Consider the following 14,187-nt stretch of genomic DNA (forward strand, 5'->3'; position numbering starts at 1 on the left):
CGCAGCAATGCGGCGTTTTTCATGGCGCTGCCCGCAAGCGTCCGCACGCATCTGGACGCGCCCTCCAGATCCCGGTATAAGTTGCATATTGTTAATCCACTACCTACGCCGGAGGAAGCCCTTGAATCGTACCGTCACCACCCGGATGTCGCGGCTCCTGATATCCTGCCTGGCCGCGCTGAGCTGGTCCACTGCCCAGGCCGCCGATGTCACCATCACTGCCGATCGCCTGCTGGATGTGCGCACCGGCCGCATGGTCCAGCACCCCGAGATCCTGGTGCGCGACGGCCGCATCGTCAGCGTCAAGCCGGGCGCCGCGGCGTCCGCGGAGCCTGCGGCCGGCGACGCCAGCCGCATTTCCCTGCCGGGCATGACCCTGGTACCGGGCCTGATCGACATGCACGTCCACCTCGATTCCGACCCTACCTATGGCGGCTACAGCTACCTCGAATACAACGACCGCTTCTGGTCGGCGCTGGCCGTGGCCCATGCCGGCAAGACCCTGGATGCCGGCTTCACGACCGTCCGCAACGTCGGCGCCTCCGACTGGAACGACGTGGGCCTGAGCCAGGCCATCGCCGCCGGCAAGGTGCGCGGCCCGCGCGTCATTCCGGCCGCCTGGTCCTTCGGGCCGACCGGCAGCCATTGCGACAGCACCTATTTCCCGCCCTCGATGGAAGAGAAGAACCCGTACAACGCCGACGGCCCCGACGAGGTGCGCAAGTCGGTGCGCGCGCTGCGCAAGTATGGCGCCCAGGTGATCAAGGTCTGCGCCACCGGCGGCGTGTTCTCGCGCAATACCGAGCCCGGCCAGCAGCAGATGAACTACGCCGAGCTGCGCGCCGCGGTGGAAGAGGCCGCCCAGTGGGGCCTGAAGGTAGCGGCCCATGCGCACGGCGCGGCCGGCATCAAGGACGCGATCCGCGCCGGCGTCACCACGATCGAGCACGCCAGCCTGATCGATGACGAAGGCATCGCGCTGGCGAAGAAACACGGCGCCTGGCTGTCGATGGACATCTATAACGGCGACTACACGGCCGCCGAGGGCAAGAAGAATGGCGTGCTGGAAGACAACCTGCGCAAGGACCGCGAAGTGACCGAGATCCAGCGCCAGAATTTCAGGAAGGCGCACGCGGCCGGCGTCAAGATGGTGTTCGGCACCGATGCCGGCGTCCATCCCCACGGCAACAACGGCAAGCAGTTCGCGGTGATGGTCAAGTACGGCATGACGCCGCTGCAGGCGATCCAGGCGGCCACTGTCAATGCGTCCGAGGCGCTGGGTAGAAACGACGTCGGCATCGTCGAGGCCGGCCGCTACGCCGACATGGTGGCCGTGGCGGGCGACCCGACCGTGAACGTGCAGTTGCTGGAAGCCCCGGCCGTGGTGATCCAGGGCGGGGAGGTGGTCAAGCGCAACGGGCCCTGAGTGACCCGGTCCATGTTCCATGTCGCGGGCGCTTCGGGCGCCCGCGTCTTTTTCCGGCGCCCGTACTGGTCACGCAACGCCGCGCTGCTTCGTGATCGATTCTTCTCCCCACCTTGCCAAGCGCGGGCAGCTGGCGCAGCATGCACCGGGGAACCTGGCCATCGGCTGATTCCCTGGTTGACGGCATCGGCCTCCGCTCGTCGCCGCACGGCGAGGTTCGAAAATTTCGATTGTATAGCTGCAAATTATCCGTTTTTCATTTCTTTTTTAGCCACGCATAATGTCTCCATCGAACCAAGGAACAGCGCGGATCGGGTGGATCAACACTGTTCCTGAAGCATCGAAGCATTCGATGATGCCGGGCTGCGCCGTGGGTGCGCTCACTGATTCCCGATGTACCTGACCGACTACTTAACAATTTCCTGAAGGAGCATTTCATGAACAAGGCCAAACTCGAAGTCCTGACCCCGGAAAACTCGCAGCTGATCATCATCGACCACCAGCCGCAGATGGCTTTCGGCGTCCAGTCGATCGACCGCCAGACCCTCAAGAACAACGTGGTCGCCCTGGCCAAGGCAGCAAAAGCCTTCGGCATCCCGACCATCATCACCACCGTCGAGACCGAGTCCTTCTCCGGCAAGACCTATCCGGAGATCCTGGACGTGTTCCCGGACCATCCTATCCTCGAGCGCACCTCGATGAATTCCTGGGACGACCAGAAAGTGCGCGACGCGCTGGCGGCCAACGGCCGCAAGAAGGTCATCGTGGCCGGCCTCTGGACCGAGGTCTGCAATACCACCTTTGCCCTGTGCGCCATGCTGGAAGGCGACTACGAGATCTACATGGTGGCCGACGCCTCGGGCGGCACCTCGAAGGACGCCCATGACTTCGCCATGCAGCGCATGGTGCAGGCCGGCGTGGTGCCGATGACCTGGCAGCAGGTGATGCTGGAATGGCAGCGCGACTGGGCGCACCGCGACACCTACGATGCCGTGATCAGGATCGTCGCCGAGCATTCGGGCGCCTATGGCATGGGCGTGGACTACGCCTACACCATGGTGCACAAGGCGCCGGCGCGGAACCAGGGCAAGAACGAGGTGCTGGCGCCGGTTCCAGCACAGGCATCCGCCCCGGTGCGCTAAGCGACGCCGCATCCGGTCCGCCCCCCGGGCGGACCGTCACGCAATCACAGCCAGGAACAGCCAGGAGCAGCAGCATGCAAGCACAGTCCAACCCGAGCGCAGCGCCGCTCATCCTCATCAACGGCAAGTTCGCCACCCTCGACCGTGCGCAGCCGCAGGCCAGCGCGGTCGCGATCCAGGACGGCCGCTTCCTGGCGGTTGGCGACAGGGAGCACGTGATGCGGCACCGGCAGGCGGGCAGCCAGGTCATCGACCTGAACGGCCGCACCGTGATCCCCGGCCTGAATGACTCGCACCTGCACCTGATCCGCGGTGGCCTGAACTACAACCTGGAATTGCGCTGGGAAGGCGTGCCCTCGCTGCACGACGCGCTGCGCATGCTGAAGGAACAGGCGCTGCGCACTCCGAACCCGCAGTGGGTGCGGGTGGTGGGCGGCTGGAACGAATTCCAGTTCGTCGAGAAGCGCATGCCGACCCTGGAAGAGATCAACGCCGCCGCGCCCGACACCCCGGTGTTCATCCTGCACCTGTACGACCGCGCGCTGCTGAACCGCGCCGCGCTGCGCGCCGTCGGTTACACGAAAGACACGCCGAACCCGCCGGGCGGCGAGATCGTGCGCGATGCGGCCGGCAACCCGACCGGCATGCTGATCGCGCGTCCCAATGCGATGATCCTGTACGCCACCCTGGCCAAGGGCCCGGCGCTGCCCTACGCGCTGCAGGTGAACTCGACGCGCCAGTTCATGCGCGAGCTGAACCGCCTCGGCATCACCAGCGCGATCGACGCCGGCGGCGGCTTCCAGAACTTCCCCGAGGATTACCAGGTCATCGAGGAACTCGACCGCAAGGAGCAGCTCACCATCCGCATCGCCTACAACCTGTTCACCCAGAACAAGGGCAAGGAGCTGGAAGACTTCCAGCGCTGGACCGGCATGGTGACGCCGGGGCAGGGCAGCGACTACTACCGGCACAACGGCGCCGGCGAGATGCTGGTGTTCTCGGCGGCCGACTTCGAGGACTTCCTGGAGCCGCGCCCCGAGCTGGCCGAAGGCATGGAAGACGAACTGGAAAAGGTGGTGCGCCACCTGGTGAGCCAACGCTGGCCGTTCCGACTGCACGCCACCTACGACGAATCGATCACGCGCATGCTGGACGTGTTCGAGAAGATCGACCGCGAGATTCCCTTCGGCGGCCTGCACTGGATGTTCGACCACTGCGAGACCATCAGCCAGGCCAACATCGAGCGCGTGAAAGCGCTGGGCGGCGGCATCGCCATCCAGCACCGCATGGCCTTCCAGGGCGAGTATTTCGTCGACCGCTACGGCGCCGAGGCCGCCCGCGCCACGCCGCCGGTCAGGCAGATGCTGGAGATGGGCGTGCCGGTTGGCGCCGGCACCGACGCCACCCGCGTGGCCAGCTATAACCCCTGGACGGCCCTGTACTGGCTGGTGACCGGCCGCACCGTCGGCGGCCTGCCGCTGTACAGCGAGGATGGCTTGCTGGAGCGCGCGGTCGCGCTCGAACTGTGGACCGCGGGCAGCGCCTGGTTCTCGAACGAGCAGGGCCGCAAGGGCCGGATCCAGGAAGGCATGCTGGCCGACCTGGTGGCCTTGTCCAGCGACTTCTTCACCGTGGAACCGGAAGCGATCAAGGCCATCGAATCGGTGCTGACCGTGGTCGGCGGCAAGGTGGTGTACGGCGCCGCCGAATTCAGCGATCTGGGGCCGGCGCCGATCCCGGTGCTGCCGGAATGGTCGCCGGTGGCGAAGGTGTCGGGTCACTGGCGCAAGGCGGCGCCGCAAGCGCAGCAGTCGCATATGGCGCTGCCGCACCAGTGCGGCGGTCCCTGCGGCGTGCACGCCCACCAGCATGACAAGGCTCGCAAGTCGACTGTTCCGGTGTCGGACTTCGGCGGCTTCTGGGGCGCCTTCGGCTGCAGCTGTTTCGCGTTCTGACCATGACGCACGCACGCTTCCAACGCCTGCAGGGCATCGGCATGGGCTTCCTGGCCGGTTATGTCGACACGCTCGGCTTCACCGCCCTGTTCGGCCTGTTCACCGCCCACGTCACCGGCAACTTCGTCCTGCTCGCGGTGTCGCTGGCCGACCCGACGCAGACGCCTTCCCTGCTCAAGCTGCTGGCCTTCCCGGCCTTCATCCTGGGCGTGGCGGCAAGCCGCCTGCTGGTGGCCGGCTGCGAGCGCCGCGGCACCTCCGCGGTCAAGCCGGCCTATTCGCTGCAGCTCGTGCTGCTGCTCGGCTTCATGGCCTGCGGCATGCTGGCCGAGCCGGTCGGCCGCAGCATCGGCGCGCTGGCCATGGCCGCCGGCCTGCTGGGGGCGGCGGCCATGGGCGCCCACAGCGCGGCCAGCAAGCTGCTGCTGACCCACCTGGCGCCGACCTCGATGATGACCGGGAACGTCACCCAGCTCGTGATCGATACGGTCGACCGCCTGCGCGGCGCGGCCGACGCGGCGACCGCTGCGCGCTGCGGCAAGTTCTTCTGGCCGGTGCTGGCTTTCGCGCTGGGTTGCGCGGCCGCCGCCTTCGCCTACCTCGCCGTCGGCTTCGTGGCGCTGATCGTGCCGGTCGCGATCCTGTGCCTGCACCTGGCGCTGCCCGAGCCGGAGGCGGCATGAGCCGGACCATGAGCAAGACCATGAGCAAAGGCCGCCTGGAGGCCTTCAGCGACGGCGTCATCGCGATCATCATCACCATCATGGTGCTCGAACTGGAAGCGCCGCACGGCACCGCCGTTGCCGACCTGGCGGGCGTGCTGCCGGGCTGGCTGCGCTATGCGCTCAGCTTCGTGTACGTAGGCATCTACTGGATCAACCACCATGCGCTGCTCGACCGGGTGGCGAAGGTCGACGGCGCCGCGCTCTGGGCCAACCTGCACCTGCTGTTCTGGATGTCCTTGATTCCCTACGTGACGGCCTGGGCCGGCGAACATCCGCTGGAACCGGTACCGGTGGCGCTGTACGGCCTGGTGCTGTTGCTGTGCTCGGTCTCGTTCATGCTGCTGTCCTGGCGGCTGGACGTGGAAACCGGTCACCCGGTTTCGTGGGGGAGCCGCAAGAACCGGCTGTCGATCCTGCTGTATGCGCTGGCGATCGGGTTGTCGCTGTGGTACCCGCCGCTTGGCGCGGTGATTCACGTGCTGCTGGCGTTGTTGTGGCTGATGCCGGAAGCGCGCGGTCGGGAATCGGCATAGCGCAGGCAGTGTCCGCCGCCTGGAGCCGGGCAATCCACTGAGTAGCGGGCAATGCATCCTGCCTCCACTTACTGGAGGGAAACTAGCTAGGGTATGATCCATCAATTCATCATTTTCGCAAACCCATGTTTTCCCGATTCGACACCAGTTTGCGGCTCTTCGGTGCGCTGATCATCGTCATCGTGGTGTGTCTTTCGACGCTGCCATACATGAGCAGCCGGCAGGCCAATACCACCCTGGATGCCCTCAAGGAAGGGGCGGCGAAGGAGCGCGCCTACAGTGCGGTACTGAGCCTGCTGAAGGATGCCGAAACCGGCCAGCGCGGTTTCCTGATCGCCGGCGACGACGGCTTTCTGGAACCATACAACATCGGTGTCGCGGGTATCCCGGCGGCACTCGATGAACTGCAGGCGCACGCGTCGTCGGCGCCGGAACAAGCCCTGGTCGCACGCATAGCCGAGCTGAGCCATGCCAAGCTGCTCGAAATGGACAAGTCGATCCGGATCAAGAAGAGCGGAGATTCCCAGACTGCGCTGGACATGGTCGCCAGCCAGCGCGGCAAGCACCTGATGGACCAGTTGCGCGATCTGTTCGGCCGCCAGCTGCGCATCCTTGCGGACCAACGGAATCAGCTGCGCGAAGAGCTGTCCGTCACCTTGCGTTACAACACGGTGCTGGGCATCGGCGCCAGCCTGGCCGGATTCGTCCTGATCCTCTCCGCCATCTTCATCGCGACGAAAAGCCTGAACGAACGCTCGGAAGCCGCGGCGCGATCCCAGCAACTTGCCGAGAGCAATGCTTTGCTGGCGCAGCAGAGCGTGCTGCGTGCCGACCGCCAGGCGATCACGGCGGACATGCTGCAGGCGCTGGACAGTGTGAAGACGCCGGCGGAACTGGCGCGGGTCCTGCCGGTGTTCCTGCGCAAGCTGCTGCCGGCCACTTCCGGTGCAGTCTATCTCTACCGAAACTCGCGCGACATCCTCGAGCTGAAAGCATCCTGGGGCACGCCGGGCGAGGTGCCGGCCACGCTGTCGCCGGGCGACTGCTGGGGGCTGCGGCTCGGCAAAGTCCATGTCGCCAGCCGGCACCATGACCTGTGCTGCGACCACGGCGAGGCATGGCTCGCCGCCCATGAAACGCAAACCTGCGTGCCGATGATTTCCCAGGGCGACGTGATCGGTGTGCTGGTCATTGCTGCGGATCGGGGCGATGACGGCGCACTCGACCATGCCCTGGTCGCCAGCCTCGCGGAGCAGCTCAGCCTGGCAGTCAGCAACGTCACCCTGAGGGAAACCCTGCGCCACCAGTCGACCGTCGATCCGCTTACCGGCCTGTACAACCGGCGCTTCTTCGACGAATCGCTCAAGCGTGAACTGGCACGCGCACGGCGTGTCGGCAATCCGTGTTCGGTCGTCATGGTCGACCTAGACCATTTCAAGCGCATCAACGACACCTACGGGCACGACGGCGGCGACCTGGTCCTCAAGGCCGCCGCGCGCGTCATCACCGAGCGGGTGCGTGCGAGCGACGTGGTGTGCCGGTATGGCGGCGAAGAGCTGGTGTTGATGCTGCCGGACTGCGGCGCCGACGAAGCCGCGCAGTGCGCCGAATCGATCCGCGCTTCGCTGGCAGAATTGCCGATCCAGCACCTGGGCCAAAGCATCGCGGGCGTATCGGCCTCGTTCGGCGTTGCCCAATGTCCCGGCGATGCGGAAGGCGAACAGGAGCTCCTGCAGGCAGCCGACCGTGCGCTGTACGCGGCCAAGAAGGGCGGGCGCAACCGTGTCGTGGTAGCGGACGGCGCCCCGTCCGCATCCGCGGTCGCGCTAGCCGTCTGAGCGGCCGCCGGCGCAGGTTCAGCTTCGCCGCAAGGCGGTAAAGGCCGCAAACTCCCACGACCGGAATCCCACCAGCAGCGTGTAGCCGTCGCGCTCCTGCGGCGGCAGCCGGCGGTCGTTGCGGTGCAGGCGCGCCAGTTCGCCCGCCAGTTGCTCGATCTTTTGCGCCAGTTCCTGCGCGCTGGTGCTGGACAGCCGCGCGGGCAGGCACATCAGCGCTTCGCCCGGCCGGTCGAAGCCGCCGGCGAAATAGTCGGCCACCACGTGTTCGCGGAAGTAGCGCTGCACCGGACCGCCCGGCAGCCAGCGGAAAGCGTTCGACACGCGCAGGCTGTAGCGGTTCAGGGGCTTGAGTTCGATCAGCCCCAGACGGTCGAGCTCGGCAAGCAGGGTGATGCATTCCGGTTCGGTCAGGCGGTAGGTCTCGATCACCTGCTCCAGGCTCCAGTGCCCAAGACAGCAGATCGCCATCAGGAGCAGGTGCGGCTTGGCCACCAGCGAGGTTTCCTGCGGCAGGGTGAGGGCGTCGGCCTGCGGGCGGGCGTCGGCGGCGCGGCGCAGCACGTCTTCCAGTGCGATGCCGGTCACCTGGCAGATCTGGGCCAGGCGCGACAGGGCCATGTCCTTTTGCCCGAACATGCGCTTGACGCTCGATTCGCTCACGCCGATGCGTGCGGCCAGGTCCTTGTAGGTAATGCTGGCGGTGCGCAGTTCCGCGCGCAGCACGTCGAGTACCAGCTCCGGTGAACTCATGGGCTTCCCGTGGTCGAAATGGTATGTCGAGTGAATGTACCTGCGAATGCTGCGCCGGGCAAGACCGTAGGGTGGCGCGGCTATACACTGGAGTCGGCCGGCCAGCGTCCTGTGCGCCGCCCACGCGTTCAAACAGTGGCGGCACAGACGGACGGGCAGCGCAAGCGTGGTTTGAACGCGTGGGCGGCGTTGAGGGAGCGGGAATGCACCGGCCCCGGTGCAGCCGCGCCACCCTACAGGAACGGGGGCAAAAGGCGCGGGCACAAAAAAGGCGGGCACGCTTGCGCGGCCCGCCAAGGGGAAATCGGTCAGGAGGGCTGTCTTCAGTCGTCGTCCGCGACCAGCCTGGCCTTCTTCAGCATGCGCTTGGCCTCCTGCCGCTCGCTCGAGAGCGGCTTGGCGTGCGGCCCGGCGGCCCTGGCCTTGGCCAGGGCCGCGATCGGGTTGCGCGGCTTGCCGAAGTTCTGGGACGGCTCTATCCGCAGCCGCATCTTCTGCCGCGTCGCCAGTGCCTTGTTTGCCATCCCCGCTGCTCCTTTTGATAGAAAATTAAAGGACGTAGCGCGACAGGTCGACGTTGACCGAGAGCGCATCGAGCCGGTCGTTGACATAGGCGGCATCGACGGTGACCGTCTGGTCCTTCTCGAGGCCGGCCGTGAACGAGACTTCCTCGAGCAGCTTTTCCATCACCGTGTACAGGCGGCGCGCGCCGATGTTCTCGGTGCGCTCATTGACCGAGAACGCGATCTCGGCCAGGCGGTGGATGCCTTCATCGGTGAAGTCGACCCGCACGCCTTCGGTGGCCAGCAGCGCTTCGTACTGCTTGGTCAGGCTGGCGTCGGTCGAGGTCAGGATGCTCTTGAAGTCGTCGATCGACAGAGATTCGAGTTCGACGCGGATCGGGAAGCGGCCCTGCAGCTCCGGGATCAGGTCCGACGGTTTCGACAAATGGAAGGCGCCCGAGGCGATGAACAGGATGTGGTCGGTCTTGATCATGCCGTACTTGGTGTTGACCGTCGTGCCCTCGACCAGCGGCAGCAGGTCGCGCTGCACGCCGGCGCGCGAGACGTCGGCGCCGCCGTGTTCCGAGCGGGTCGCGATCTTGTCGATCTCGTCCAGGAACACGATGCCGTTCTGTTCGACGTTGGCGATTGCCTTCTGCTTCAGCTCGTCCTCGTTGACGAGCTTGGCTGCTTCCTCGTCGACCAGCAGCTTCATCGCATCCTTGATCTTCATCTTGCGCGATTTCTTGCGTGCGCCGCCGACGCCGGCGAACATCGACTTGATCTGCTCGGTCATTTCTTCCATGCCCGGCGGCGCCATGATTTCCATCTGCGGCGCCGGCTCGGCCACGTCGATCTCGATCTCGCGGTCGTCGAGCGCGCCTTCGCGCAGGCGCTTGCGGAAGGTCTGGCGGGTGGCGTCGCCTTCCTTGTTGTCGGCACTGTTCACGTTGAAACCGAAGTCGCGCGCCGGCGGCACCAGGATGTCGATGACGCGGTCTTCGGCCGCATCCTCGGCGTGCTGGCGCACCTTCTTCTGTTCGCTGGCGCGGGTCTGCTTGACGCCGATGTCGATCAGGTCGCGGATGATGGTGTCGACGTCGCGCCCGACATAGCCGACCTCGGTGAACTTGGTCGCTTCGATCTTGATGAACGGCGCGTCGGCCAGTTTGGCCAGGCGGCGCGCGATCTCGGTCTTGCCGACGCCGGTCGGGCCGATCATCAGGATGTTCTTCGGGGTGATCTCGTGGCGCAGCGGCTCGGCGACCTGCTGGAGGCGCCAGCGGTTGCGCAGCGCGATCGCGACCGCGCGCTTGGCCTTGCCCTGGCCGACCACGTGCTTGTCCAGCTCCGAGACGATCTCGGGCGGCGTCATGTTCATGATGGGGGACTGGTTCATTCCAGGGTCTCGATGATGTGGTTCAAGTTGGTGTAGATGCACAGCTCGCCCGCGATGGTGAGCGCCTTCTTGATGATCTCGGCTGGCGCCATCTCGGTGTTTTCGTACAGGGCCTTGGCGGCCGAATGGGCGTACACGCCGCCCGAGCCGATCGCGCCGAGGCCGTCTTCGGGTTCGAGCACGTCGCCGTTGCCGGTGATGATCAGGGTCGACTCCTTGTCGGCCACCAGCAGCATCGCCTCGAGCTTGCTCAGCATGCGGTCGGTGCGCCAGTCCTTGGCCAGCTCGACCGAGGCGCGCAGCAGGTTACCCTGGTGCTTTTCCAGCTTGGCTTCGAAGCGATCGAGCAGGGTGAAGGCGTCGGCGGTGGCGCCGGCGAATCCGCACAGGACCTTGCCTTGGTACAGCTTGCGCACCTTGCGCGCCGAGCCCTTCATGACGACGTTGCCCAGCGTGACCTGGCCATCGCCGCCCAGCGCAACCTGGTTGCCGCGCCTCACGCTGACGATGGTGGTGCCGTGAAATTGTTCCATATTTTGCCTCGTGGTTGTCTAGCCACCCGCAGATGGGGTGGGTGCACTGAATTGCAAGATGAGCTCAGCCTGAATTCGTGGTGCACGTATCCGTCCAAAAAATCTGTGTGTCCACGTTACGTGGACATTGACAGCTTGCTGGACGTTGTCCAAAATATCTATGTATCACCTAAAGTGGACAATCTACATTGATGGACGCCTCGATGACCCCTATGCCATCACATGGCGACATCTCTTTCCTGGGCAAAGCGACGGAGGCCCTCCATCAGGCTACCGGGCTCCATGCTCGTGTCGCCAGGGAGCAGGAATTCACGCATGACGGCTTGCTGGTGGTCGATGCCGATCACGGACTCACCCATGAGCTGCCCTTCGGAGTCAAACCTGTGATCGACCGTCGCGACCAACTGCTGCGCTTCAAGGCGCGGCATGGCGCTAGCTTGTTGATTACACGATGGGTCAGCAATGCCATGGCGAATGAATGTCGTCAGATCGATCTTCAGTTTATTGACCAGGCAGGAAATTGCTTCTTACGGCAGCCAGGCTTGTACGTGTATGTGTCGGGCCGAAGAGAGAGTGCCAGGGAAAATCCGGCAGCAACGCGGGGATTGACGCTTGCTGCGCTGCGCCTTGTTTTCGCCATCCTGGCACGGCCCGACATCCTCAACACCAGTGTCCGAAAGATGGCAGAGATGGCATCCATTTCTCATGGAGCAGTCGGTGGCGCATTGGCCACGCTTGAAGAGATGGGATTGCTGAGCAATCCGAGGTCGGGTCAACGCATGCTGGTAGCGCCCCAGCGATGGCTCGACGCCTGGACCGAGGGATATCTGGGCCGTCTTCGTCCCAAGCTGGAAACGATCAGGATGAGCTCTGCCAGTCCGTTCGCGACTTTGATCGAACGGGTGAATCCGCGGATGCGCGAAGTGGCATTGGGTGGCGAGGTGGCCGCAACGTATCGGCACTTTGGACTGAAACCAGGGACATTGAGTCTGTATGTCAACTTTGGGGATCCGCAGGTCGTGAAAGAGCTCGTGCGCGAACTCAAGCTACGTCGCGATCCCGGGGGGCCAGTGGAATTGGTCAGCATGTTCTGGAACGCGAACGAACTGCTAAGTTTCCCGACTGTTCCAGACGCCCTGATCTATGCAGACCTAATCGGCATTGGCGATGCACGAACCATGGAAGTCGCGGAAAAATTGCGGAAGGATATCTGCTTCGATGTTGAAAGTCAGGCCTGATAAGCCCCTCTCCGATACGCTGCTGGCGCTGATCCGCACGCTCGACGCAGTCATGAAACAACTGGTGATACCGTATTTCGTCATCGGCGCAAGTGCACGCGATATCCTCGTCGAGCATGTGTACGGACTCGACACTGGACGTGCAACCAGAGATATCGATTTCGCTGTCGCCATCTCTTCATGGGCCGACTACGACCGGCTCAAAGCGGCGCTTGCCGTCACCGGAGAATTTACCCTCAGCGCAAACGCACATCGCCTCATGTTCGGTACGGATGAGGGCGCGTACCCACTTGATCTCGTGCCTTTCGATGGTGTTGAAAAAGAAGGCGAAATCGCATGGCCGCCAAGCGGTGAATCCGTCATGAATGTGGCGGGATATGGCGACGCATACGCCAGTGCGCTCGACATCGGCATCGCTCCTGATTTGCAGGTCAAGATCGTGTCCCTTCCAGCCATGGTCGTGCTCAAGATACTGGCGTGGAACGACCGTCCCGAGCGGGACAAACATGCCTCCGACGTTCTTCTTGTCCTGCGCAGCTACCACCAGGCCGGTCAATTCGACAGGCTCTACGACGAAGCGCTGGATCTGCTTGAGCAGTACGATTACGAGCTCGAACTCGCTGGAGCCGCACTGCTCGGGAGCGATGCACAGCGCGACATTGCGGTGGATGTACTGGCCCAGGTCAGGCAAGTGTTTGCAAGCGAAAGAATCCTGGACAAGTTTACTGTCCAGATGATGAAAGGCTATCCGGGGACGGTCGCGCGTGCGAGACGGCTGATGCAGGCATTCCTGGACAATATCGGCTGACCCGAGGGACGGATACCGCCCTGCATGTCAGTAGCGGTGCGGATAAAGCCGGACAGCGCTGTCTTCGTGGCCGTAGCCGAGCAGGCGCAGCAGGGCGGCGACCAGGTGGTTCAGCTCGCGCAGCTCGACCCGCCGTTGCTGACCGGTATGCAGGCGCAGCCGGCCCTGCAGTGCGGTGGCACAGGCATAGTCCATGCGCGCCAGGCGCGAACAGTCCAGCACCAGCAATTCGCGCCCTTCGGCATAGGCGTCGATGGCGTCCAGCAGCGCCGCGCACTCGCCCAGCGCCAGCGCCGGCAGCAGGAAACGGTCGCCCGCGCCCGGGGCAGGGGCGGCGGTCGAGACGTGCTTCGGGGTGTCGAACGAGGGCGGCGAGACTTCGAAGGTGACGCAATAGTCCATCGCCGATTCCTCGAAGTCCTTTTCGCGCCTGGACAGAAGCAGCAATTCGAGCAGCAGCAGCCAGGGCGCCTCGCCCGCGCCGCGCTCGCCGATCACCAGCATGGGGCGCAGGGTCGCCATCAGGGTGTCGGCGCCGGCCAGCACCAGTTCGCGTCCTTCCTGGCGCAGCGACTGCAAGGCCTCCAGCAGCAGGGCGCAGCCTTCGGCAGTGGCGCTGCGCACCGCACCGAGCTCGACGCGCACCAGCGGAGCAGGCGCTGCGAGCAGGCGCTGCAGGCGCGGGGCGATGCCGCTGTCGAGCACAGGGCCGAGGCTTTCGGTAGCGGTCACCCCGGTCAGTTGCTGCGCATCCTCGACCGGCTGCAGCGGTTTCCAGGCCGGCGGCGAAGTCTCGAAGTGGCTGGCGTAGTCGATGGCGATGCTCTCGAACTGGGCTTCCTGGCCGGTGGCCTGGTACAGGTCGAACAGCATCCACCACGGCAGGCGTTCGTGCTGGCCGAACTGGGGCAGGCTGTCGCGCAGCAACGTCTCGGCGGCGGCGGCCTGGCCGTTGGCGAACAGGATCGCGCTTTCCTCGACCGCCGGGGCGGTGGCCGGCACGGCTGCGGCATCCGGCAATTCGTCGGGGCCGGCGGCGGACGCCGGGTCCGGCAGGGGCAGGGCGGCGGGGCGGCGCGCCGCGCTGCCCCAGGCCGGCTCGTCGTCGAAGATGGCCGAGCTCATCTCCAGTTCGATCTCGTCGATCTTGGCGGCGGTAGCGCGTGCGATGGCGCGCTGGCGCTCGCGTTCAGCTTCGCTGTCGAGACGCGAGGGCTCACCGGCACGCAGGCGCGTGTCCGGCATGGACATGCCTGCAGGCGCATCCCCGTCCGGCGCGTGACTCTTTTTCTTCAGGAAGGAGAACAGCCCCATGGTCCCCAATGGATAAATGA

13 protein-coding genes are annotated in these 14,187 nt (G+C 65.0%); 8 read left to right on the forward strand and 5 right to left on the reverse strand.

What is annotated here, in order from left to right:
• Positions 1 to 145 precede the first annotated feature (145 nt).
• The 6 genes from IM543_02335 to IM543_02360 all read left to right on the forward strand — a co-directional run bounded on the left by IM543_02335 (position 146) and on the right by IM543_02360 (position 7,619).
• Positions 146 to 1,426: an amidohydrolase family protein gene (locus tag IM543_02335; GenBank protein QOY96486.1), complete on the forward strand. Its 1,281-nt coding sequence runs from the start codon at positions 146 to 148 to the stop codon at positions 1,424 to 1,426.
• A 437-nt stretch (positions 1,427 to 1,863) separates the two neighbouring features.
• Complete coding sequence (locus tag IM543_02340; GenBank protein QOY94772.1) at positions 1,864 to 2,568, forward strand: hydrolase; 705 nt, start codon at positions 1,864 to 1,866, stop codon at positions 2,566 to 2,568.
• A 74-nt stretch (positions 2,569 to 2,642) separates the two neighbouring features.
• Complete coding sequence (locus IM543_02345; GenBank protein QOY94773.1) at positions 2,643 to 4,523, forward strand: amidohydrolase; 1,881 nt, start codon at positions 2,643 to 2,645, stop codon at positions 4,521 to 4,523.
• A 2-nt stretch (positions 4,524 to 4,525) separates the two neighbouring features.
• Positions 4,526 to 5,206, forward strand: a complete 681-nt coding sequence (locus tag IM543_02350) for a DUF1275 domain-containing protein (protein QOY94774.1) — start codon at positions 4,526 to 4,528, stop codon at positions 5,204 to 5,206.
• Positions 5,207 to 5,226: 20 nt separating this feature from the next.
• Positions 5,227 to 5,781 (forward strand): DUF1211 domain-containing protein, encoded by a 555-nt coding sequence (locus tag IM543_02355; protein ID QOY96487.1) that lies wholly within the window; start codon positions 5,227 to 5,229, stop codon positions 5,779 to 5,781.
• A gap of 125 nt (positions 5,782 to 5,906) precedes the next feature.
• A complete protein-coding gene (locus IM543_02360) occupies positions 5,907 to 7,619 on the forward strand; it encodes a diguanylate cyclase (GenBank protein QOY94775.1) in 1,713 nt (570 codons plus the stop codon).
• An 18-nt stretch (positions 7,620 to 7,637) separates the two neighbouring features.
• Here the strand turns inward: IM543_02360 and IM543_02365 are convergent, their stop codons facing one another.
• From IM543_02365 to hslV, 4 genes are all read right to left on the reverse strand, one after another.
• The gene (locus tag IM543_02365; GenBank protein ID QOY94776.1) at positions 7,638 to 8,372 is read right to left on the reverse strand and encodes a helix-turn-helix transcriptional regulator; all 735 of its coding nucleotides are present in this window, start codon (positions 8,370 to 8,372) and stop codon (positions 7,638 to 7,640) included.
• 323 nt (positions 8,373 to 8,695) lie between these two features.
• Complete coding sequence (locus IM543_02370; GenBank protein QOY94777.1) at positions 8,696 to 8,896, reverse strand: hypothetical protein; 201 nt, start codon at positions 8,894 to 8,896, stop codon at positions 8,696 to 8,698.
• A gap of 25 nt (positions 8,897 to 8,921) precedes the next feature.
• Positions 8,922 to 10,256, reverse strand: a complete 1,335-nt coding sequence (gene hslU, locus IM543_02375) for an ATP-dependent protease ATPase subunit HslU (GenBank protein QOY96488.1) — start codon at positions 10,254 to 10,256, stop codon at positions 8,922 to 8,924.
• A 14-nt stretch (positions 10,257 to 10,270) separates the two neighbouring features.
• Positions 10,271 to 10,807, reverse strand: a complete 537-nt coding sequence (gene hslV, locus IM543_02380) for an ATP-dependent protease subunit HslV (GenBank protein QOY94778.1) — start codon at positions 10,805 to 10,807, stop codon at positions 10,271 to 10,273.
• 191 nt (positions 10,808 to 10,998) lie between these two features.
• Between hslV and IM543_02385 the strand changes: the two genes are divergently transcribed.
• Both IM543_02385 and IM543_02390 read left to right on the forward strand, forming a co-directional pair.
• A complete protein-coding gene (locus tag IM543_02385) occupies positions 10,999 to 12,045 on the forward strand; it encodes a hypothetical protein (GenBank protein QOY94779.1) in 1,047 nt (348 codons plus the stop codon).
• Positions 12,026 to 12,853 carry a nucleotidyl transferase AbiEii/AbiGii toxin family protein gene (locus tag IM543_02390; GenBank protein ID QOY94780.1) on the forward strand — a complete coding sequence of 276 codons (828 nt, stop codon included), beginning with the start codon at positions 12,026 to 12,028 and terminating at the stop codon, positions 12,851 to 12,853. The genes IM543_02385 and IM543_02390 overlap by 20 nt, the downstream gene beginning before the upstream one ends.
• 27 nt (positions 12,854 to 12,880) lie before the next feature.
• Here the strand turns inward: IM543_02390 and IM543_02395 are convergent, their stop codons facing one another.
• Positions 12,881 to 14,098 (reverse strand): hypothetical protein, encoded by a 1,218-nt coding sequence (locus IM543_02395; protein QOY94781.1) that lies wholly within the window; start codon positions 14,096 to 14,098, stop codon positions 12,881 to 12,883.
• Positions 14,099 to 14,187: the final 89 nt, after the last annotated feature.

This window comes from Massilia sp. UMI-21 (assembly GCA_015277795.1).
In the GTDB taxonomy this organism is placed as follows: domain Bacteria; phylum Pseudomonadota; class Gammaproteobacteria; order Burkholderiales; family Burkholderiaceae_D; genus Telluria.

Coding starts and splice junctions, on each gene's coding strand:
- IM543_02335 (QOY96486.1), top strand. CDS start 146: ATGTCGCGGCTCCTGATATCCTGCCTGGCCGCGCTGAGCTGGTCCACT.
- IM543_02340 (QOY94772.1), top strand. CDS start 1,864: ATGAACAAGGCCAAACTCGAAGTCCTGACCCCGGAAAACTCGCAGCTG.
- IM543_02345 (QOY94773.1), top strand. CDS start 2,643: ATGCAAGCACAGTCCAACCCGAGCGCAGCGCCGCTCATCCTCATCAAC.
- IM543_02350 (QOY94774.1), top strand. CDS start 4,526: ATGACGCACGCACGCTTCCAACGCCTGCAGGGCATCGGCATGGGCTTC.
- IM543_02355 (QOY96487.1), top strand. CDS start 5,227: ATGAGCAAAGGCCGCCTGGAGGCCTTCAGCGACGGCGTCATCGCGATC.
- IM543_02360 (QOY94775.1), top strand. CDS start 5,907: ATGTTTTCCCGATTCGACACCAGTTTGCGGCTCTTCGGTGCGCTGATC.
- IM543_02365 (QOY94776.1), bottom strand. CDS start 8,372: ATGAGTTCACCGGAGCTGGTACTCGACGTGCTGCGCGCGGAACTGCGC.
- IM543_02370 (QOY94777.1), bottom strand. CDS start 8,896: ATGGCAAACAAGGCACTGGCGACGCGGCAGAAGATGCGGCTGCGGATA.
- hslU (QOY96488.1), bottom strand. CDS start 10,256: ATGAACATGACGCCGCCCGAGATCGTCTCGGAGCTGGACAAGCACGTG.
- hslV (QOY94778.1), bottom strand. CDS start 10,807: ATGGAACAATTTCACGGCACCACCATCGTCAGCGTGAGGCGCGGCAAC.
- IM543_02385 (QOY94779.1), top strand. CDS start 10,999: ATGGACGCCTCGATGACCCCTATGCCATCACATGGCGACATCTCTTTC.
- IM543_02390 (QOY94780.1), top strand. CDS start 12,026: ATGTTGAAAGTCAGGCCTGATAAGCCCCTCTCCGATACGCTGCTGGCG.
- IM543_02395 (QOY94781.1), bottom strand. CDS start 14,098: ATGCCGGACACGCGCCTGCGTGCCGGTGAGCCCTCGCGTCTCGACAGC.